16 protein-coding genes are annotated in these 20,498 nt (G+C 66.9%); 7 read left to right on the top strand and 9 right to left on the bottom strand.

What is annotated here, in order from left to right:
- Positions 1-53 precede the first annotated feature (53 nt).
- Complete coding sequence (locus tag HK108_RS08225) at positions 54-1,682, top strand: GMC family oxidoreductase (RefSeq protein WP_181271124.1); 1,629 nt, start codon at positions 54-56, stop codon at positions 1,680-1,682.
- Entirely contained in the window at positions 1,679-3,205 is a 1,527-nt protein-coding gene (locus tag HK108_RS08220) for an aldehyde dehydrogenase family protein (protein ID WP_181271123.1), read from the top strand. The genes HK108_RS08225 and HK108_RS08220 overlap by 4 nt, the downstream gene beginning before the upstream one ends.
- 131 nt (positions 3,206-3,336) lie before the next feature.
- Here the strand turns inward: HK108_RS08220 and HK108_RS08215 are convergent, their stop codons facing one another.
- On the bottom strand, positions 3,337-4,575 hold the full coding sequence (locus HK108_RS08215) for a PucR family transcriptional regulator (RefSeq protein WP_181271122.1): 1,239 nt from the start codon (positions 4,573-4,575) through the stop codon (positions 3,337-3,339).
- A gap of 249 nt (positions 4,576-4,824) precedes the next feature.
- Between HK108_RS08215 and HK108_RS08210 the strand changes: the two genes are divergently transcribed.
- The 3 genes from HK108_RS08210 (at position 4,825) to HK108_RS08200 (ending at position 7,539) form a co-directional block, all read left to right on the top strand.
- Positions 4,825-6,327 (top strand): long-chain-fatty-acid--CoA ligase, encoded by a 1,503-nt coding sequence (locus HK108_RS08210; protein ID WP_181271121.1) that lies wholly within the window; start codon positions 4,825-4,827, stop codon positions 6,325-6,327.
- Positions 6,328-6,461: 134 nt separating this feature from the next.
- Positions 6,462-7,265 carry an ABC transporter ATP-binding protein gene (locus HK108_RS08205; protein ID WP_181271120.1) on the top strand — a complete coding sequence of 268 codons (804 nt, stop codon included), beginning with the start codon at positions 6,462-6,464 and terminating at the stop codon, positions 7,263-7,265.
- Positions 7,266-7,347: 82 nt separating this feature from the next.
- A complete protein-coding gene (locus HK108_RS08200) occupies positions 7,348-7,539 on the top strand; it encodes a hypothetical protein (protein WP_039211572.1) in 192 nt (63 codons plus the stop codon).
- A 29-nt stretch (positions 7,540-7,568) separates the two neighbouring features.
- Here the strand turns inward: HK108_RS08200 and HK108_RS08195 are convergent, their stop codons facing one another.
- Positions 7,569-8,516, bottom strand: a complete 948-nt coding sequence (locus tag HK108_RS08195; RefSeq protein WP_181271119.1) for a serine/threonine dehydratase — start codon at positions 8,514-8,516, stop codon at positions 7,569-7,571.
- Between the two features lie 145 nt (positions 8,517-8,661).
- Entirely contained in the window at positions 8,662-10,026 is a 1,365-nt protein-coding gene (locus HK108_RS08190) for an MFS transporter (protein ID WP_139467740.1), read from the bottom strand.
- Positions 10,027-10,315: 289 nt separating this feature from the next.
- Here HK108_RS08190 and paaZ point away from each other — a divergent pair, with 289 nt between their 5' ends.
- Complete coding sequence (gene paaZ / locus HK108_RS08185) at positions 10,316-12,352, top strand: phenylacetic acid degradation bifunctional protein PaaZ (RefSeq protein WP_181271118.1); 2,037 nt, start codon at positions 10,316-10,318, stop codon at positions 12,350-12,352.
- Between the two features lie 94 nt (positions 12,353-12,446).
- Here paaZ and HK108_RS08180 read toward each other — a convergent pair whose 3' ends face one another.
- The 3 genes from HK108_RS08180 to HK108_RS08170 are packed head-to-tail and all read right to left on the bottom strand — an operon-like array spanning position 12,447 to position 16,665.
- Complete coding sequence (locus HK108_RS08180) at positions 12,447-13,412, bottom strand: diacylglycerol/lipid kinase family protein (RefSeq protein WP_181271117.1); 966 nt, start codon at positions 13,410-13,412, stop codon at positions 12,447-12,449.
- A complete protein-coding gene (locus HK108_RS08175; protein WP_229664027.1) occupies positions 13,409-15,055 on the bottom strand; it encodes an FAD-binding oxidoreductase in 1,647 nt (548 codons plus the stop codon). The genes HK108_RS08180 and HK108_RS08175 overlap by 4 nt, the downstream gene beginning before the upstream one ends.
- A 5-nt stretch (positions 15,056-15,060) precedes the next feature.
- Positions 15,061-16,665 (bottom strand): glycerol-3-phosphate dehydrogenase/oxidase, encoded by a 1,605-nt coding sequence (locus tag HK108_RS08170; protein ID WP_181271115.1) that lies wholly within the window; start codon positions 16,663-16,665, stop codon positions 15,061-15,063.
- Positions 16,666-16,732: 67 nt separating this feature from the next.
- Between HK108_RS08170 and HK108_RS08165 the strand changes: the two genes are divergently transcribed.
- Positions 16,733-17,404, top strand: coding sequence for a TetR/AcrR family transcriptional regulator (locus tag HK108_RS08165; RefSeq protein WP_181271114.1), 672 nt, complete (start codon positions 16,733-16,735; stop codon positions 17,402-17,404).
- A 24-nt stretch (positions 17,405-17,428) separates the two neighbouring features.
- Here the strand turns inward: HK108_RS08165 and HK108_RS08160 are convergent, their stop codons facing one another.
- From HK108_RS08160 to paaI, 3 genes are all read right to left on the bottom strand, one after another.
- Complete coding sequence (locus HK108_RS08160) at positions 17,429-18,130, bottom strand: TetR/AcrR family transcriptional regulator (RefSeq protein ID WP_181271113.1); 702 nt, start codon at positions 18,128-18,130, stop codon at positions 17,429-17,431.
- A gap of 107 nt (positions 18,131-18,237) precedes the next feature.
- A complete protein-coding gene (gene paaK, locus HK108_RS08155; RefSeq protein WP_181271112.1) occupies positions 18,238-19,533 on the bottom strand; it encodes a phenylacetate--CoA ligase PaaK in 1,296 nt (431 codons plus the stop codon).
- Positions 19,534-19,692: 159 nt separating this feature from the next.
- The gene (gene paaI, locus HK108_RS08150) at positions 19,693-20,226 is read right to left on the bottom strand and encodes a hydroxyphenylacetyl-CoA thioesterase PaaI (protein WP_139467748.1); all 534 of its coding nucleotides are present in this window, start codon (positions 20,224-20,226) and stop codon (positions 19,693-19,695) included.
- Positions 20,227-20,498: the final 272 nt, after the last annotated feature.

Raw genomic sequence — 20,498 nt, 5'->3', positions numbered from 1 at the left:
CTGCACCACACTCGAACTGCACCCCGAAGCAATGACGCAACAGTGAGGACATCATGTACGACTACATCGTGGTAGGCGCAGGATCGGCCGGATGTGTGCTGGCCGCTCGGCTGAGCGAAGATCCCGACGTCAAGGTCGCGCTCATCGAAGCCGGAGCCGCCGACACCGCCGACGAGATCCACATCCCAGCCGCATTCAGCACCCTGTTCAAGAGCCAGTGGGACTGGGACCTGGACACCGAACCGGAACCCGAACTCCACCGCCGCCGCGCCTACCTTCCCCGCGGCAAGATGCTCGGTGGATCGAGCTCGATGAACGCGATGATCTACATCCGCGGCAACCGCGCCGACTACGACCAGTGGGCCGCCGACGGCGCCACCGGCTGGTCCTATGACGACGTCCTTCCCTACTTCCGGAAAGCCGAATCCAATGAGCGCGGGGCGGACGACTTCCACGGAGCCGACGGCCCGCTGACCGTCTCCGAATCCCGGTCGATGAATCCGCTGTGCGACGCCTGGGTCGACGGTGCCGTCGAAGCCGGATTCGACCACAACGAGGACTTCAACTCCGGTGAACAGCTCGGGGTCGGCCGCTTCCAAGTCACCCAACGCGACGGCATGCGCTGCAGCACCGCCGTCGCCTACCTCCACCCCGTGGCGGAGCGGAAGAACCTCACCGTCATCACAGACGCCCACGCCCGCAAGGTGCTCATCGAGGGCAGCCGTGCCGTCGGCGTCGAGATCGAACGCTACGGCGAGATCGAACAGATCCGCGCGAACCGTGAGGTCGTGCTCTCGGCCGGTGCCTACGGCTCCGCCCACCTCCTCCTGCTCTCCGGCGTCGGCCCGGCCGCCCAGCTCGACGCCTTCGGCATCGAGAAGGTCGCCGACCTGCCTGTCGGTGAGCGCATGCAGGACCACTACATGGTCATGCTCAACTACACGACCGACCTCGAAACGCTCAAGACCGCCGTCTCCCCGGCCAACGCCGAACTGCTGCAGACCGCCGGCCGCGGCCCGCTGACCTCGAACATCGGCGAGGCCGGCGGCTTCTTCCAAACCCGAGAAGGGCTGAACGGTCCCGATGTGCAGTTCCACTCCACCCCCTGCCTCTTCGCCGAGGAAGGGCTGGGCGCCCAGACGGTCCAAGGACTGGCCGCCGGTCCCTGCGTCCTCAAACCCACGAGCACCGGAACGCTCACCCTGCGCTCGCCCGACCCGAAGGTCGCACCCCGGATCCTCCACAACTACCTCGGATCCGATGAAGACAAGCAGAGCATCCTCGCCGGACTGCGCATCGCGCTGGACATCGCCTCCCAGCCGGCGATGCAGGCCGTCATCAAGGACGACTTCATCGTCCCCGAGGGCTTCAGCGACGAGGAGCTGCTCGACTTCGCCCGGCAGGTCGGACAGACGCTCTACCACCCGACCTCGACCTGCTCGATCGGCCACGTCGTCGACCCCGAGCTCAAGGTCATCGGCGTCGACGGACTGCGCGTCGCCGACGCGTCGGTGATGCCCACCGTCGTGCGCGGCAATACGAACGCCCCGACGATCATGATCGGAGAGAAGGCCGCCGACCTCATCGCCGAATCCCGCACCACCGCCACTCGCACCGCGAAGCCCACCACCGCCACCGAGGCGGCCACCCCCATCACACAGAAAGACGAGGTTCCGGCATGACCGAGATCCCCACCTACCGAATGTTCATCGACGGCCAATGGATCGACACCGCCGAGAAACACGCGATCACGTCACCGGCCACCGGGCAGACCGCCGCCCGAGTCGCCTTCGGCGGAGTCGAGCATGCCGATGCCGCGGTCGCCGCTGCCGTTTCCGCTCACGAAGAGGGCACGTGGCGGAACATGACGCCTGACCAGCGCGCGGACATCCTCGACCGGATCGCCGCGAGCATGGAGGCCAAGGCCGAGCGGCTGTCCGCCCTGGCGACCGCCGAGAACGGGGTCACCGTGCGCACCGCCGGCGCCTTCCACATCGGCCTCGGTGTGGCGAACCTGCGAGTCTTCGCGGGCATGGCCCGCGGCTTCACCCCCGAACAGGACAATCCGCTGGCACCGGCCACCGGCGATGCGCGAGCGACCATCCGCCGCGAACCCATCGGCGTCTGCGCCGGCATCGTGCCCTTCAACTTCCCCCTCGTCCTCGCCGGATGGAAACTCGGACCGGCCCTGGCGGCAGGCAACACCTTCGTGCTCAAAGCCGACGAGAACACCCCGCTGACCCTGCTCGAACTCGCCCGGTCCGCCGAAGAGGCGGGCCTGCCGCCCGGAGTCCTCAACATCATCACCGGCCCCGGCGAGACCGTCGGAGCCCGGCTCGCCGAACACCCCGACGTCCGCAAGATCGGCTTCACCGGATCCACCGAGGTCGGCAAGTCCGTCCAACGCGCAGCCGCCGACAATCTCAAGAAGGTGACCCTCGAACTCGGCGGCAAGGGCCCGAACATCATCCTCGACGATGCGAACCTCGACGCCGCGATCGACGGATCGATCTTCGCCTTCCTCATGTACTCCGGGCAGGTCTGCGAATCCGGCACCCGACTGCTCGTGCCCAATTCGCGCAAGGACGAGATCGTCGACCGCCTCATCACCCGATTACAGGATGTGACTATCGGCGATCCGACCGATCCCGCCTCGGACATGGGCCCGGTCGCCTCCCAGGACCAGAAGGACCGGGTCGAACGGTACCTGGCGATCGCCGCCGAGGAGGGAGCGACGCTGGCCTACCGCGGGACACTTCCCGAGGGGGAGATGTTCGAGACTGGGGCCTGGGTGCCGCCGATCGTTTTCACCGATGTCACCAACGACATGCGCATCGCCCGCGAGGAGGTGTTCGGTCCGGTCCTCGTCGTCATCGGCTACGACGATGAAGCCGAGGCGGTCGCGATCGCCAATGACAGCGAATACGGACTCTCCGCCGGAGTCTGGGGCTCATCCGAGCGTGCCCGCGCTGTCGCGAACACACTCGAAGCCGGAACCGTGTGGGTCAACGACTGGCACGCGGGCTTCCCGTTCAACCCGTTCGGCGGGTACAAGCAGAGCGGAATCGGCCGGGAGCTCGGCCCCGATGCACTGGCCGAATACACCCAGGTCAAGGCGGTCCAGGAAAGCCTCGACGCCGACTGGGCCAAACACGGATACGCTCTCGTGCTGCCGGCGCCGGCCGAGGTTCCGGTTCCGGCCTGACCATCCGACGTCGGGTCCTGAGGATCCGACGTCAGGTCCTGAGGATCCGACGTCGGTTCGTGAGGTCATCGATCCCCACGCCGAGGCGACTCTCCCGTTCCGGGGATGGGCCGCCTCGGCGCGGGGATCGTTCAATTCGAGATCGGGACGTTTCCGCGCGCGGTGAGCATGCGGATGGCGATGATCGTCTCCTGCAGGTCGGTGAAGCTGCGGACGTTGCGGCCGGTGCGGTCGGCTGCGGTGTCGAGTCGGTAGTACGCGGTGTTCACGTGGACATGGAGGTGCTCGGCGGCGAGTTTGGCGTTGAGGTCACAAGCCGCGTATTCGAGCAGCGTTTCGATGAGGACACCGCCGGCGGCGAGATCGTCCTCGACGAAGCGGCGCAGTTCGGGGCGGATGAGGCGGTGGGCGACCTTATCGTCGAGGGTGACGAGGTAGTCGAGCGGAGTGAGGGCATGCAGCGACCTCACTCCCGGCACACCGTTGAGACTCTCCTGGGCGAGCACAGCCTCGCGGTACGCCTCGGGCACACGGTCGAGCCCCTCGTGGACGGTGGAGGTGCCCACGCACAGGTCGGTGCCGTGGCGGGACAGCTCCCGGTGGACACGTTCGAGATCGGCCAGGGTGGTCGTGCCGTCGGAGGTCACCGGGGTGATGCCGACGATCTGATCCTGGAGGACCACGGCGATGCCGCGACGGCCGACGTCGAAGACCGAGCGCAGGGCGGTGATGACCTCCCGCATCCCTCGATCATCTCGCAGCGGAGTCTGCGAGGTGGCCGTGGCGACGAGCACGCGCGAATCCGGGCGGAGGTCGGACACCTCGGCGAGGTCCGCGCTCGGCCCCGGTGCCAAGCGGCGACCGGAGAGCAGATCGTCGACGAGGTCACGGCGGACCCGGTCGCCCTCAGCCATCTCAAGCTGCTGGGTCTCAAGGAAAGCGACGGCCCCGACGGAGCTGCCGACCTCGATGACGCTCATGACGTGGATGGCGATGTGCAGCGCCTCGTCGCGGGTCTCCTGTTCGGAATCCGAGGCATCGACGATCGCCTCCCACAGAGTCTCCTGCCCGATCCGGAAACCGGTGAGGAAGTCCGGCAGGGTCACTCCCTGCCGCAGTCGCCGCCGGGCCTGGGAGGCGGTGATCGGGAAGTCCTCGGCGGTGGCGCGGCGGCCCTCCTCCAAGGGGGTGAGCGCGGCTTCGAAGACGGTGAACGTGTGTGCGGTGAGATCCTCGGCGAGATTCTTGTCCGGGCTGGCCGGATAAGCGGGCACTTCCCGCCAGGTGCGGCTGACCGAACGTTGGACCGTGGCCGGCAGCGTTGCTCGGACACGGTCGACGATGCGCAGGACGAGTGGATTGGCTACCATGGCAGAAGCTTACGGGCATCCTTGTCGTCCGACCACAATCGATGACCCGTGTTTCTGTTGCGCATCCTGTTGCCCGAGGTCGCCGGCAACGGCAGAGTGGGCACCATAGAGCCGGACGGCGGGAACCGAACGGGAGTCGGACACGTCCGCTCAGTCGACTCTTCTCCTGTGCTGGGGCCACAACCAGTGGTGGTCCCAGCGCCAGCACCGAGCCGATCAACGACGAACGAATCAAGCCTGGAGGAAGACATGACCAACCTCGCCGACAATCTCACCGCCACCGCGAGCCGGCACGGGCAGCGACCTGCCGTCCGCCTCGGCGATTCCGTGCTGACGTATGCGCAGCTGCAGGACCAGGCGCAGCGGGTGGCGACGATGCTCAAGGACAGGGGAATCGGGCCCGGCGACCGCGTCGGACTCGTCCTGCCCAACGTTCTCGAATTCCCCGTCCTCTTCTACGGTGCACTGTCCGTCGGCGCGATCGTCGTGCCGATGAACCCGCTGCTCAAGGACCGTGAGGTGCAGTACTACCTCGAAGATTCCGGGGCTCAGATCGTCTTCGCGTGGAAGGATATGGCGGGTGAGGCCGGGAAGGCAGCGGCCGCGGTCGGCATCGAATGCGTGCGCGTCGACCCCGCCGACTTCGCCGATCAGCTGTCCGTCTTCGACCCGACACCTGAGGTGGTGTCCCGCGCCGACGACGACACCGTCGTGCTCCTCTACACCTCGGGCACCACCGGACAGCCGAAGGGCGCGGAACTCACCCACTTCAATATGATGACGAACGCGGCCGTCACCGCCGAGACCCTCACCTTCCTCACCGAGGACGACATGGTCATGGGCTGCCTGCCGCTGTTCCACTGCTTCGGCCTGACCTGCGGACTCAATGCCTCTGTGCTCAGCGGATCCTGCCTTGCCCTCATCCCGCGCTTCGACCCGATCGAGGCCCTCGAGACCATTCAGGAAGCGAAGGTCAGCATCTTCATCGGTGTGCCGACGATGTACGCGCGCATGCTCAACGCCGAAGGGCGGGAGAACTTCGACGTCTCCAGCCTGCGCTCCTGCATCTCCGGGGGATCGGCGATGCCGGTCGAGGTGATGAAGAACTTCGAATCCGCCTTCGACTGCATCATCCTCGAAGGCTACGGGCTGTCCGAGACCTCCCCGGTCGCCTGCTTCAACCAGCCGGGTATGGAACGCAAGACCGGCACCATCGGCGTCCCCGTGCGCGGAGTCGAGATGAAGCTCGTCGACGATGACGACAACGACGTTCCCGTCGGTGAGATCGGCGAGATCGCCATCAAGGGCGAACCCGTGATGAAGGGGTACTGGGGTCGGCCGGAGGCGACAGAGGTGGCCATCCGCGACGGATGGTTCCACTCCGGCGACCTCGCCGAGCAGGACGAGGACGGCTATTACACGATCGTCGACCGGAAGAAGGACCTCATCATCCGCGGCGGCTACAACGTCTATCCGCGTGAGGTCGAGGAAGCGCTCTACGAGCACGAAGCCGTCGCCGAGGCGGCTGTGATCGGCATCGCGAATGACGACCTCGGTGAGGAGATCGGGGCCGCCGTCGCCCTCAAGGCCGGCAGCAGCGTCGACGCCGAAGCGCTGCGTGAGTTCGCGAAGGACCGCGTTGCCGCATATAAGTACCCGCGCAATGTGTGGATCGTCGACGAGCTGCCCAAAGGCCCGACCGGCAAGATCCTCCGCCGCGAGATCTCGGCACCGGAGGACGCACTGAACTGAGCTTTCGCCGCACTCGGATCCACGATGCGGAACGGCGGTCTCCCAACTCCGCGACCGCCTCGGCGAGGGGAGACCTAGAATCGGATCGGCCCCATCGGACGGTGGGGCCGTCGATTTTGAGAGGTGAGTGAGACGTGGCCGAGACGGTCCTCGATATCGCTGATGTGACATTCAGGCGTGGGCAGACGCAGATCCTGCATGGCATCGATCTGCGCATCGCCGCCGGCGAGCACTGGGTGCTCATCGGACCGAACGGGGCGGGGAAGTCGACCCTGCTGAGCTTCGCTTCGGCGCAGGTGTTCCCGACCTCGGGCACCGTCGACATCCTCGGATCACGGATGGGCCGAGTCGAACTCGCGGCCCTGCGCCGCCTCATCGGACACGTCAACCCGCGCCATCCGCTGCGGTCGAACCTCACCGTCCGCGAAGTCGTCCTCACCGGGCTGACCGGCACCGTCGAACGACCCATGCGGTGGGAGCCCTCACCCGAGGATGTCGTGAAGGCCGATGCCCAGATCGCCGAGGTGGGTCTGGGCTCCCGCGCCGACGCCGGGTGGAAGGTGCTGTCACAGGGAGAGCGGGGCCGTGCGCTCGTCGCCCGGTCGCTCATCGCCGACCCTCAGCTGCTGCTCTTCGACGAACCGACCACGGGCCTCGACGTGGCTGCCCGCGAACAGCTGCTCGAGACCATCGACGCCCTGTCGCTGCGCTCGCCGGAGTTGTCGACGCTGCTGGTCACCCATCATCTCGAGGAGATTCCCGAGACCACGACGCATGCCGCGCTCATCTCCGGCGGTCGGCTGACCGCGGCGGGCCCCATCGCCGAGGTGCTCACCTCCGAGCAGGTCTCTGCCGCCTTCGACCACCCGATCGAGGTGGGTTTCGCCGACCGTCGCTGGTCGGCCCGCGCAGTTCGGTCCGGTGCGGTGCTCGGCTGACGAACTGCGTCCGTGCTGAGGATCGGCTGGGACGATCACCGCGCGCATTGCACGGCTGTGCACTCGGGCCTAGGCTTGAGGCATGAAGATGAGTACCGTGTGGAGCATCATCGGCGCGATCATTGCCATCATCATCGCGTGGTGGGTGGTCAACGTCGCGTTCTCCATCGCGTGGTTCCTCGTCAAGGCCATCATCACCGTCGTCGTGGCGCTCGCGATCTTCGGCCTCATCAAGGCCTCGCTGAAATCGAAGGACCGCGACCGAACGCGCTGACATCAGCGCCGAGGCGGCCGTCCTCGTGATCAGAGATCGCCGAGGCTCGTGTTCGCTCCGCAAAGGACGACGCAGACCTTTTCTCTCTCGGCCGGCACATAGCCGCCGGCTTCCTTTTCGTTGTCGGTGCCGCTGACTCCCGCCAATGCCGTCGCCGCCGCATGCTCGACCGCCAACCGGTGTTCGTCCCACAGTCGCTGCCGCGCTTCGATGATCGCGTCGTCGCTGACCAGCACCGAGGTGACCAGATCCGACCGTGCCGCCTCCAGCGCCAAGGATGTTGCCCGCTTGGCACCGAGCGAATCTGCCGCCACCGAATCGACCGTGACGTCGACTGGTTCGTCCGCCTCAATCGCTGCATTCAACGCTCGGCAGGTCTCCGGCTCAACCGCGACAGTGCGCACCCCGTGATGAGTCGCGGCCGTCGCGACGCCGGCGAACAGACCGCCGCCTCCGACCGAGACGACGACCGTGTCGAGATCGGGCACCTGTGCGAGGATCTCGGTCATCAAGGTGCCCGCGCCGGCGGCGATGAGCGGATGGTCGTAGGCGTGCGAAGCCAACGCCCCCGATGAGTCGACGAATTCCTGGCAAGCGGCGGCTGCCTCGGCGAATTCGGAACCGACCAACTCCACGTGCGCACCATACGAACGCAGTCGTTCGACCTTCACGCTCGGCGCGGTGGTCGGCAGGAACACGGTCGCCGGTACACCGGCGGCACGTGCCGCCCATGCGCAGGCGAGTCCGGCGTTGCCGCCCGATGCGATCGTCACTCCCGCCTCGGGGAAGGTGCCCTCGGCGAGATGCGCCTGGATGAAGTTCTGCGCACCGCGGGCCTTGAACGTGCCGGTGTGCTGCATGAACTCGAGGGCGAAGACGTGTCCTTCTTCGTCGGCCGGGGCCACGGTCACCGGGCGCACACGGCCGGCGATCCGTGCAGCGGCGGCTTCGATGTCGGAGTACGTCAGCTCAGTCATCTCATCAGCCTATGCGAGAGCTGCTGAGGGGGTGCGCCGCCTCGGTGGATTGTTGGGTCGATCCACGGCGTTTCAGGCGGAGGAATCACCGTGGATCGACCAGGAAATCGAGGTGCAGGTGACGAACCGGGGGTTCGCGGCAGCCTCAGTGATGCTTCGTCAGGCCGAGGTCGTTGCCCTTCGTCTCCTTGACGAGGCTGACGCCGATGAGCGAGATGATGCACACGATGATCATGTAGATCGCGATCGAGATCGATGAGCCGGTCTCGGCGAGCAGTGTCTCGGCGATGGTCGGGGCGAAGGCGCCGCCGAGGATCGCACCGAGCGCGTAGCCGATCGAGACACCCGAGTAGCGGACCTCGACAGGGAACATCTCCGCATACATCGCCGACATCGGGCCATACGACAGGCCCATGCCGACGGTGAGGACGAAGATGCCGATGCCGTACATCCAGATGTTCGCCATATCGATCATGAGGAAGGTCGGGATGAGCCAGACGATGAGCAGGACGTATCCGATCTGGAAGGTCCGCACGCGACCGAGCTTGTCCGACAGCGCACCGCCCCACATCGTGAACACCAGCCAGCCGAAGCTCGCGAGCGTCGTCGCCAACAGCACGGGTGCACGGTCGAGGCCGACGGATCCGCCCTCGGCGATGGGGCGTGAGGCGTAGGCGGCGAAGAACGCGATGATCATGTAGCCCACGGCGTTGTTGCCGATGAAGATGAGCGCGGAGAGGACGACTTCCTTCGTGTTCTTCTTGAACAGGGTGCCCAAAGGAGCTGAGGATTCGGCCTTGCGCTCGGCGAGCTCGGCGAAGACCGGGGACTCCTCGACCTGCCGGCGGATGTAATAGCCGACGAAGACGAGGACGACTGAGAAGAGGAACGGGATCCTCCATCCGAAGCTCGCGAACTGTTCGGCGGAGAGGACCGTGGTGAGCACCCAGATCACACCGGTGGCCAGGATCATGCCGACCGGCACGCCGATCTGCGGGTACGCACCGAAGATGCCGCGCTTGGAGATCGGAGCATGCTCGACCGACAGCAGCGCGGCCCCACCCCATTCGCCGCCGGCGGAGAAGCCCTGGAGGATCCGCAGCAGGGTGAGCAGGATCGGCGCGCCGACACCGATCATCGCGTAGTTCGGGAGCAGACCGATGAGCGAGGTCGCGGCCCCCATGAGGATGAGTGTGAGCACGAGCATCTTCTTGCGTCCGATCCGATCGCCGAGGTGGCCGGCGATGATCGCGCCCAACGGGCGGAAGAGGAACGAGATGCCCAGAGACGCCCACGCCATGATCTGGCCGAGTGCCGGATTGTCCGCGGCCAAAGGGCCGAAGTACTGGGCGGAGAGGACGAGGCCGGCGGCCTGAGCGTAGATGAAGAAGTCATACCACTCGATGGTGGTGCCGACGAGGGTGCCGGCGAGGACCTTACGCTCCTCGCGGGTGATCGAATGAGGGGTGGCCGGATTCGGAGTGACCGGGCCTGAAGCGGTGGCGGACATGAGCGGAACCTTCTGTTGCTGGGCGACTTTGCCGGGTGCCGTCTCCGGAGGCGGTGGTCCTCGACTCTGAGTGATCGCCGGTGCCTCGGGTCTGGCGGCGGACGGATGGACGTCTGCCTCGACTGACTGCCTGGTCAGTAATTGAGAACGATCATAGGTCAGAATGCACCCCCGTGTCACTCGGTGACAATTACCGACCGATTGGTTAGTATATGTTGAGGAATCGGCAGCGGTGCCGAATGCGGCCGCCGTGGACCGGGAGACGTCGTTTCACCAGGGAGAGCAAAGCATGACCGAAATCCTCAGTTCCTATGTGGCCGGAACCTGGCACACCCCCGGCTCGGCCGACGGTGCCCGGCCCGTCCGCGACGCCGGCACGGGGGAACTCCTGCACTCGGTGAGCTCGGCCGGAGTCGACTTCGCCGCCGTCGCCGACCACGCCCGGACCACCGGCATCGCCGAACTGCAGAAGCTCACCTTCCACCAGCGCGGTGTGATCCTCAAGAAGCTCGCGACCTACCTCATGGAGCGCACGAAGGACTACCACGAGATCTCCTTCACCACCGGCACCACCAAGCGCGACGCCTTCGTCGACATCGAAGGCGGAATCGGCACACTCTTCACCTACTCCGGCGTCGCCCGCCGCCAGATGCCGAACTCGACTGTCCACCTCGACGGCGGAGTCGAACGCCTGTCGAAGAACGGCACCTTCGTCGGTCGCCACATCCTCACCTCCCGGCAAGGCCTTGCGCTGCAGATCAACGCCTTCAACTTCCCCGTCTGGGGCATGCTCGAGAAGTTCGGACCGATGTTCGTCGCCGGCGTCCCCGTCGTCGTCAAACCCGCCACCGACACCGCCCACCTGACCCACGCCGTGGTCGCGGATATGATCGAATCCGGTCTGCTCCCTGCCGGTGCGATCCAGCTGGTCACCGGTGACGTCACCCCGCTCTTCGACCACCTCGCCGAACAGGACGCGATCGCGTTCACCGGCTCAGCCAACACCGCCCGCACGCTGTCCGCGCTCGACTGCGTGACCCAGCGCGGCACCCGCTTCTTCGCCGAGGCGGACTCACTCAACTTCTCTCTGCTCGGTCCCGACGCCGCACCCGGAACGGAGGAATTCGACCTCTTCGTCTCCGGCGTCGTCGCCGAGATGACCGTCAAGGCCGGACAGAAGTGCACCGCGATCCGCCGCACCTTCGTCCCCGAAGCCCACGCCGAGGCGGTCGGCGAGGCCATCATCGCGAAGCTTTCCACCCAGGGTGTCGGAGATCCGCGCGAGAAGTCCACCCGCCTGGGCCCCGTGGTCTCCGACAAGCAGCGCACCGACGTTCTCGACGCGGTCGACCAGATCATCGCCGGGGGAGCGCATCTGCTCACCGGCGGCCGTGAGGAATCCGATCATCTGGCCGCCGAACACGGCGGAGCCTATGTCGCGGCCACCGTCCTCCAGGCCGATGACGCCTGGGCCGATGCCGTCCACGACATCGAAGCCTTCGGGCCCGTGACCTCGATCATCGCCTATTCCGACACCGAGGAGGCCGTCCGCCTGGCCGCCCGTGGCCGCGGTTCGCTGGTCGGCTCCGTCGTCACCCACGACCGTGAGTTCGCCACCGAATTCGTCCGCAAGATCGCCCCATGGCACGGCCGCGTGCTCGTCCTCGACCGCGACGATGCCGAAGAGTCGACCGGTCACGGTTCGCCGCTGCCGAACCTCATCCACGGCGGCCCCGGACGGGCCGGCGGCGGTGAGGAGATGGGCGGACTGCGCGGTATCACACACTTCATGCAGCGCACCGCGATCCAGGCCTCCCCGGACATGCTCACCGCGATCGGCGGGGAATGGGTCAACGGATCGGAGCGCCGCCTCGGCGATCATCCGTTCACGAAGTCGCTGGCGGACCTACGCGTCGGTGACACACTCGATTCGGAATGGCGGGAGGTCACGCTCGACGATATCGAGCACTTCGCGAACTTCACCGGGGATACCTTCTACGCCCACATGAACGAGGAGGCGGCCGCCGCGAACCCGTTCTTCCCGGGACGCGTGGCGCACGGCTACCTCATCGTGTCCTTCGCCGCCGGACTCTTCGTCCAGCCGGACCCGGGCCCGGTGCTCGCGAACTACGGACTCGAAGGGCTCAACTTCATCACGCCTGTCTCCCCAGGTGACAAGCTCAAGGTGACGCTCACCGCCAAGCGCATCACCCCGCGTGAGACCGACGAATACGGTGAGGTCCGCTGGGACGCGCAGGTCGTCAACCAGAACGACGAACCCGTGGCGAACTACGATGTGCTCACCCTGGTGGCCAAGGAGTACTGAGGGCTCGGTTGGGTTGAAGGCCCTGCCGGTCGGACAGGCAGGTAAGAGTCGCCCCGCGCGGAGGATGTGCATCCTCGGCGCGGGGCGACGTCGTTCATGAGGTCCGGGGCACCCGGACCCTGAGCGAAGAAGGGCGGATCGTCACGGTCGCCGGGGTCTGTGCGACCGCGTCGCCGTCGGCGACGATCTCGACCGGTGCGGCACCGGCGGGAGTGTCGATGCGGATCTCGCGAGCCCGGCTGAGATGGATGTTCGGATGCCGGTCGTGCCTGCCGGACATGAACGCGACGAGTTCGACGGCGAGCTTCGGCAGCCATGCCTCCTTGAGGAGGACGACGTCGATGAGTCCGTCGTCGATCGCCGCCTCGGGTGACAGTGTGAGCCCGCCCCCGTAGCGGCCGGAATTCGCGAACCCCGCGGTCAGGCCCCGGAAGTCGAGGCGCTGTCCGTCGACTGTCAGCTCGAGGTCGATGCTCCTCGGCGGCAGGATCGCACGCAGGATCCCGTACAGGTACACCCAATGGCCCCGGACGACCCTGGTTGAGTTCGCATGCCGCTGGACGGTCGAGTCGAGGCCGAGACAGACGTTGCCGAGGCTGATCGTGCCATCGAGGTCGAGCACGTCGATCACTCGATCGCTGCCGTCGGCGATCGTGGCCACAGCCTCTTCGACGCGCTTAGGGATGCCGAGTTTGCCGATGAGGTCATTGCCGCGGCCACCGGCGATGACGCCCAGCGCTGTGTCCGTATCGACGAGGCCGGCGGCGACTGTACGCGCCATCCCGTCACCGCCGAGTGCGCCGACGACCTTGGCGCCCTCGGCGGCGAATGCTGCGGCGAGCTCCTTCGCATGTTCCTCGCTCGTGCTTCTCACAAGCCGTGCCTCGAGACCGTGTGCGGCGAAAGCGTGGACGAGCGGATCGATGCGTCTGAGCACCGCTCCGCGCCGTGCCGTGGGATTGAGGATCACGGGCACGACCGCCGGATCGGCGACCGGCCGCGCAGAGCCCCGGTCTGCGGAACCCGTGCCGAAGTCGCCCTTGTCTTCGATGCCGCTCACAGTCGATCCGGTCCGTTCATCAGCTTGCCGGGATTCATGATGCCGGTCGGGTCGACCTCGGCCTTGGCTGCGCGCAGCATCCGCAGCCACATCTGACCGGCCTCGGCGGGCAGCCACGGAGCGTGATCGGTACCGACGGCATGGTGATGGGTGATCGTGCCGCCACCGTTCACGATTGCCTCGCTGGCAGCAGACTTCAGCGCCTTCCACTGGGCGATCTCCGCCCCGACCTCCTGCTTGGCGAAGACCGTGTAGTACAGCGAGCAGCCGGTGGCATAGAGGTGCGAGACGTGGCAGAGCACGAAAGCAGGAGTGCCGCGATCGGCCATCGCCTTCTCGATTCCCGCGCCGATCGCACCGTGGAGGTCCTCCACCTTCGACCACGGGGCCGAGGTCTCCATCGTCTCGACGATCATGCCCTCACGCAGCAGCTGATCCCGCAGGTACGGAGTCGAGAAGCGGTGCTTCTCCCACGAGGCCTCCGGAACCGCGCCGAGGTTGACGCCCTTGTGCCTGCGCACGATCGAACGACCCTGGGAGCGACGCGCACGAACATCGGAGGGGGTGCCGTCGTAGCGGACGACCAGCAGGCAGGGAGTCGTGAGGCCGCGGGCGCGCAGGTACGCGAGAACGCCCTTGCGCTGCAGCTCGCTGCCGAGCTGCGCGAGACCGAACGCGGTCTCGTTGACATCCGAGAGACGGGCGATGTCGAGGTGCAGTCCCGACTGTTCCATCTCCCGCAGCGCCGCGGCCCCGGATTCGAAGTCCGGGAAGAACCAGGAGTCGCCCTGCACTGCCTTCGGCACGCGATGGATCCGCAGGGTCGCCTCGGTGATGATGCCCAGCGTTCCCTCGGAGCCGACGAACAGCTGGCGCGGATTCGGTCCGGCCGCCGTCGCCGGGGTGGTGCGCAGCTCGACGGGACCGTTCGGGGTCGAACAGCGCAGACCGCAGACGTTCTCATCGATGCGGCCGTAACCGGTCGACTGCTGACCGGCCGAGCGGGTGGCGACCCAGCCGCCGACGGTGCTGAACTCGAAGGACTGCGGATAGTGGGCCAGCGTGAAGCCGCGAGCCTGCAGCGCCTCCTCGAGGTCGGGTCCGAAGACTCCGGCCTGGACGGTGGCCGTCAGCGACTCCTCGTCGATGTCGATGATCCTGTCGAGGCGGGCCAGGCTGATGCTCACGACCGCCGCGAACTCGCCGCGCACGGCATCGATGCCGCCGACGACACTGGTGCCGCCGCCGAAGGGAACGACCGCCACGGATTCCTCGGCGCACAGCGCGAGGAGGGTGTCCACCTCGGCGTTCGAAGCCGGGTAGAGCACCGCATCGGGAGCGGTGACCAGCTCGCCGCTGCGCAGCCGGATGAGGTCGGGCAGGCTGCGCCCGGCCGCATGGGAGACGCGGACGGCGCGATCGTCGCGGACGAATTCCTCGCCCACCGCCTCGGCGAAACGGGCCCTGACTGCGGACGGCAGGACTGATTCGGGCAGCTCGACGTCCTCGAGCGCCACATGCGGCCTGTCGACTCCGGCCGGCCACCCGCAGTGTTTGCTCAGTATCATCTTCGCCCCGGGTTTGACCGGGCCGTCGTGGCCGTCTTCGCCCCAGCCCCACCAGCGCATACGCGGCTTGTCCATGGTCGTCATCCTTCGTGTCGTGATTCGGTGGTGAGTTCCGGAGCGAGCCGGGCCACAGCGTCATAGAGGTCAGCGCGGTCGGCGTCGACGAGTCCCCACCGGGTCCGCCGGTCGATGACGTCCTCGACCGTCAGCGCCAGTTCGTGTTCGACGGCGAAACGGACCTCCGCGCCGGTCAGCGGGATGCCCTCGCGTACGGGTTCGTTGAGGGAGGGGTCGGCATCGCCGTAGGCTGCCACCTTCGCTGCGTCGGTTCCGTAGCTGGCGACGAGGCGGTCGGGCAGGCCGGGTGCGGGTGTGCCCTTGCCGACGAGGCCGAGTTCGGTCGTCCGGCATGCTCCGACGCGCAGTCCGCCGACCTTGACGACGTCGTCGACGGCGTCTTCGGCCATGCGGCGGTAGGCGGTGAGCTTGCCCCCGACGATCGTCAGCGCCCCGGTCCGCGAGTCGCGCAGCAGGGCGTGTCTGCGGGAGAGGTCGGCGCTGCTCGAGGTGTCGCTTGTCTTGATCAGCGGGCGGAAACCGGCGTAGCCGCCGACGATGTCGTCAGTAGTCAGCTTGTCTTCGAGAACGGCGTTGGTCGTGTCGAGGAGGAACGCCTCCTCATCGCCGTCGGGCAGGGCACGGCCCGGGATCGGACCGTGGTGCGGATCGTCGGTGAGACCGATCATGACCAGACCGTTGGGCCACGGCACAGCGAAGACGTAGCGACCGAAGTGACCGGGCACCGGGGCGGTGATCGCGGCCTGTGGGTCGCCGAGGCGGGCGGCAGGAACGAGAATGTGCGAACCCTTGCTCGGTGCCAGTTCGACCTCGTCCGAGAGAGTGTCCGACCAGACGCCGGCTGCATTGACGATCTGTCGGGTGCGCAGCGTGTGCTCATCCCCGGTGAGGCGGTCCCTGATGTGAACACGAGTGGGTTCGATGTCGGTTGCCTCGGCGTAGGTGATGACACCCGCACCGTGTTCGGCGGCGGTCCGGGCCAAGACGACGACGAGCCGGGCATCGTCGATGAGCTGACCGTCCCAGCTGAGCAGCCCGCCGCGCAGACCGTCGGTCGCCGTCGTCGGGGCGAGCTGCCGGACTTCGGCGGCCGAGACGCGGCGGGGATGGGGGAGAAGCTCCTTCGGGGTGCGGGCGAGCATCCGCAGGAGGTCGCCGGCGTGGAAGCCGGTGTTCGTCATGGCCGCCTCGACGCGACCGACCCCCGGATGCAGCGGGAAGATCATCGGCAGCGGCCGGATGAGGTGCGGGGCGATGGTGTTCATCAGCCGGCCGCGTTCGACGGCGGATTCCCACGCGATCCCGACGTCGGCCTTCGCGAGGTAGCGCAGTCCGCCGTGGGCGAGTTTCGAGCTCCAGCTGCTCGTTCCCGAGGCGAGGTCGCCGCGTTCGACGAGGGTCACAGAGAGCCCGCGGCTGGCCGCGTCCAAGGCGACGCCGGCGCCGGTGAATCCACCGCCGATGACGACGACGTCGGAGACATTCGCCGAGGCGGCCGCGAGGTCACGTTCGCGCTGAGCGGCATTGAGGGACGAGGTGTTCGCTGTGGCTTGGGAGCCGAGTCCCGCCGAGGCCGTGGGGCCGTCGTCTGCATTGGTGGAGGTCATTCCCACCCTTTCTGGCACGATGCCGTACCAGTTTGCATTCGGCGATCAGTGTTGTCAAGATCACACTGTGACTAATCAAGGACGCCCCTACGCCGGAGCCAGCCGCGAAGCGCGGGAGAGTGCTCGGCGGGAACAGATCATCGCGGCAGGGATCGAACTGTTCGGGACTCAGGGATACCGGGCGGCCACGGTGGGCGCGATCTGCGATTCCGCAGGGTTGAACAAGCGCTACTTCTACGAATCCTTTGCCACCTTGGAGGATCTCCTGGTCGAGGTCTACGAGCGGGTGGTGGCCGATCTGCGGGCCGTGGTGCTCGCTGGTGGTGCGGCCGATGCAGGGGGCTCTGAGACTGTGACGGAGGCGCAGGGCGCCGAGGCCATGGCGGTGCTGCGCGGATTCATGGACGGGTTTCTCGGCTGGGCGCAGGCGAACCCGATCTTCGCGCGAGTCCACCTCTTCGAAGTGCTCGGAGTCAGTGGGCGCATCGACGAGCTCTACCGTCGGCACGGTCGGGTGATCGGCGGCGAACTCGCCGATGCGCTCTGCGTGGCCGTCTCGGGCACCGTACTCACCGGCACGCGTCGGAGAGTGCTCGGGGACCTGCTCGTCGGCGCCGGTATTCAGATCGTCGTCGACTGGGTGATCGGCGACTATCAGCCTCCGAGGCAGGAGCTGCTGTCCGAGATCGAATCGACACTCGGCTGGGTTCTGACTGCGGGAGTGATCGGGGAAAGCTGAGCCTCGGGGGCCAGGACCCGACCCTCAGGCCTCCAGGCCTTGGAAGGCCATCGTTGTGACCGCCTCGGCGATGGTGTCGGGGTCGACGGGATAGCTGGGGCGGTACCACTCGGTGATCGAGTTGACCATGCCGAAGAGCAGACGGGTGATGAGGCCGGGAGTGAAGTCCGAGAGCAGACCGCCCTCGGCGATGGCGGCCTCGACGAGCGCACGGACCTTCGCATCGATATTGCGTCGGGCCTCGAGGGCTTCGCGTTCCAGCGGTGAGTTTCCGCGCACGCGCAGCAGCAAGGTCACCGAATGGTGGTACTCGATGAGGATGACGACGCTGGCGCGCACGGCCAGCTGCAGGCGTTCGAGCGCGGTGACATTCTCTCGCAGGCTCTCGGTCTCCACAGCGGAATCGAGGGCGCGGATGCCGCGGCTGATCGCCAGGTGCAGCAGCTCTTCCTTCGACTTCACGTGATGGTAGATCGCGGATTTCGTGATGCCGAGCTCACGGGCGACCGTGTCCATCGACGTGCCGTCATAGCCGCGGGAGACGAAGACCTCTGTGGCCTTGTTGATCAAGGTCTCCCGGTCGTAGCCGGGACGGCCGCGGCGCGAGCGTTTGGGGGCGGTCGCCTCGGCGGGGGTCGTCGAGGACGTCGACGCGGCGGTCGTCGATTCCGCGGACGACGTCGTCGAGTCCGGAGCTGTCGACGCGGGTGAGGACGATTCGGGCATGCGCATCAGTCTAATCGGCCACCTCGGTGAGTGCCGCGATCCAAGTCACAGCACTCACCTCGGCGCGCGTCCGCAGCGCCGCTTCAGCGCACGCACTGCGCCTCATCTCAGCGCACGCCCTCGCGGCGGTCGATGATGCGCTTCATCTTGCCGACCGAGCGCGGCAGGTCCCCGGGCATCTTGATGTCGATGGCGCAGGAGACGCCGAGGCGCTCCTTGATGCGGGCGGCCACGAGCTTGTCGAGGCCGTCGAGCTCGACGGCGCCGACGCCTTCGCGGGCCTCGACCTCGACGGTCATCTCATCCATCCGGCCAGGGCGGGTGAGGATGAGCTGGAAGTGGGGGCTCAGCGGTGCGAACTCGAAGAGCACGGTCTCGACGTTCGCGGGGTAGACGTTGACGCCGCGGATGATCATGAGGTCATCGGATCGGCCGGTGATGCGCGAGATGCGGCGGAAGTTCGGGCGCGCGGTGCCCGGCAGCAGTGTTGCCAGATCGTGCGTGCGGTAGCGGATGATCGGCAGCGCCTCCTTCGTCAGCGAGGTGAAGACGAGTTCGCCCTCCTCGCCGTCGGGCAGCACCTCGCCGGTGAAGGGATCGACGATCTCCGGGTAGAAGTGGTCCTCCCAGATCGTCGGGCCGTCCTTCGTCACCGCGGATTCGCAGGCCACGCCGGGGCCCATGACCTCGGAGAGACCGTAGATGTCGACGGCATCGATGTTGAAGGAGTTCTCGATCTCCTTGCGCATCTCGTCCGTCCACGGCTCGGCGCCGCAGATCGCGGTCTTCAGGCTCGTCGTGGTCGGGTCGATGCCCTGCTTGTGGAATTCGTCGAGGATCGTGAGCAGGTACGTCGGGGTGGCCGTGATGATGTCCGGCTTGAAGTCCTGGATGAGCTGCACCTGGCGCGGGGTCTGACCACCGGAGATCGGGACGACGGTGAACCCGTGACGCTCCGCCCCGTGGACGCCGAGGCCGCCGGTGAACAGCCCGTAGCCGTAGGCATTGTGCATCATCTGTCCGCGCTTGCCGCCGGCACCGAGGATGGACCGCGCGATGAGGCTGCCCCACCGATCGAGATCGCCCATCGTGTACCCGACGACGGTCGGCAGGCCCGTCGTTCCCGAGGAGGCGTGGATGCGCGCGACCTGCTCCTGCGGGACGGCGAAGAGCCCGAACGGATAGTTGTCGCGCAGGTCCTGCTTGGTCGTGAACGGCAGCTTCGCAATGTCATCGAGGCTCGTGATGTCGGCGGGAGTCACGCCGAGGTCGTCGAAGGCCTTCCGGTAGAACGGCACCCGTTCGTACACCGAGGTCACCGTCGTCTTGAGGTTCTTCAGCTGGTCGGAGCGCAGCTCGTCCAGGCTCATCCGTTCGCCGGCGTCGAGGTCGGTCTCAGTCATCATCGTCTCCTTGCGAATCTCTTCTGTGTGTCAGATCCAAAAACCGCCGAGGTGGTCCACCGTTCTTCGGTGTTCGGTCGTCGACGGGTGGTTCGGTGGGGGTGGTCCGGCGCGGCATGGTGCCTGTCGCGGAGCCGGCGGCCGTGTGGTTGGTCGGGTCTACTTGCGGGCGGGCAGCGTGCGGGAGCGGCCGCGGTAGGTGGCGATGATGTCGTCGCCGCGCGTGACGGTGACGTCGTAGATGCCCGAGCGGCCCTGCTTGATGACCTCATGGCCGCGGGCGACGAGCTCGTCACCGAGGTACGTGGGTTTGAGGAAGTCGATGTCTCCGCCGGAGGCGACGGTGATCGAGCCGGGATAGTTGCAGGCCATCGCGAAGGTGGTGTCGGCGAAGAGGAAGATGTAGCCGCCGTGGGTGATGTCGTGGCCGTTGGTCATGATGTCGGTGACCGTCATCGAGCACTGCGCCCACCCGGGTCCGTGGTCATCGACGGTGATGCCCAGGTGCTGGGAGGCGCGATCGTTGGCGAACATCGCGGCGGCACCGGTGAGCTCGGGCGCCGCCTCGGTGGGGGCGTCTGCGGGGGACGGAGTGGTCGCCTCGGTGGGGGACTCGGGCGCCGCCTCGGCGGGGGTGGAGGTGTTCGGGGTCTGTGACTCCGCGGTCGTCGTATCGTGGGCGGGCTGTCCCATGGTCGGCTCCTCCTCGAGTCGCGGGTTCAGGCGCCGATGCACGAGGAGTGCCTGCGCCGCTGCGTATTGACGACGGTGAGAGTTCCCCGCGATTCCGGACGGTCAGCCCGTCGGAGAATTAACGACCATCTGGTCAATAAATATCGTTCCGATCGTCGTCGCTGTCAAGTCACGGGGTGTGTTCGGGGTGTGTTCGTCTGCGAATCGCTCACGCATCGTCAAGTGCAGGCGGGAATAGGTCACTATCGGATAGCTGCCGAGAAATATAGGTC

Source organism: Brevibacterium sediminis, assembly GCF_013623905.1.
GTDB classification, from domain to species: domain Bacteria; phylum Actinomycetota; class Actinomycetes; order Actinomycetales; family Brevibacteriaceae; genus Brevibacterium; species Brevibacterium sediminis.
This window is presented reverse-complemented; position numbering and strand designations above follow the sequence as displayed.

What these genes read in the sequence shown, in the direction of transcription:
- HK108_RS08225 (WP_181271124.1), top strand. Translation starts at nt 54, where the DNA reads ATGTACGACTACATCGTGGTAGGCGCAGGATCGGCCGGATGTGTGCTG.
- HK108_RS08220 (WP_181271123.1), top strand. Translation starts at nt 1,679, where the DNA reads ATGACCGAGATCCCCACCTACCGAATGTTCATCGACGGCCAATGGATC.
- HK108_RS08215 (WP_181271122.1), bottom strand. Translation starts at nt 4,575, where the DNA reads ATGGTAGCCAATCCACTCGTCCTGCGCATCGTCGACCGTGTCCGAGCA.
- HK108_RS08210 (WP_181271121.1), top strand. Translation starts at nt 4,825, where the DNA reads ATGACCAACCTCGCCGACAATCTCACCGCCACCGCGAGCCGGCACGGG.
- HK108_RS08200 (WP_039211572.1), top strand. Translation starts at nt 7,348, where the DNA reads ATGAAGATGAGTACCGTGTGGAGCATCATCGGCGCGATCATTGCCATC.
- HK108_RS08195 (WP_181271119.1), bottom strand. Translation starts at nt 8,516, where the DNA reads ATGACTGAGCTGACGTACTCCGACATCGAAGCCGCCGCTGCACGGATC.
- HK108_RS08190 (WP_139467740.1), bottom strand. Translation starts at nt 10,026, where the DNA reads ATGTCCGCCACCGCTTCAGGCCCGGTCACTCCGAATCCGGCCACCCCT.
- paaZ (WP_181271118.1), top strand. Translation starts at nt 10,316, where the DNA reads ATGACCGAAATCCTCAGTTCCTATGTGGCCGGAACCTGGCACACCCCC.
- HK108_RS08175 (WP_229664027.1), bottom strand. Translation starts at nt 15,055, where the DNA reads ATGGACAAGCCGCGTATGCGCTGGTGGGGCTGGGGCGAAGACGGCCAC.
- HK108_RS08170 (WP_181271115.1), bottom strand. Translation starts at nt 16,665, where the DNA reads ATGACCTCCACCAATGCAGACGACGGCCCCACGGCCTCGGCGGGACTC.
- HK108_RS08160 (WP_181271113.1), bottom strand. Translation starts at nt 18,130, where the DNA reads ATGCCCGAATCGTCCTCACCCGCGTCGACAGCTCCGGACTCGACGACG.
- paaK (WP_181271112.1), bottom strand. Translation starts at nt 19,533, where the DNA reads ATGACTGAGACCGACCTCGACGCCGGCGAACGGATGAGCCTGGACGAG.
- paaI (WP_139467748.1), bottom strand. Translation starts at nt 20,226, where the DNA reads ATGGGACAGCCCGCCCACGATACGACGACCGCGGAGTCACAGACCCCG.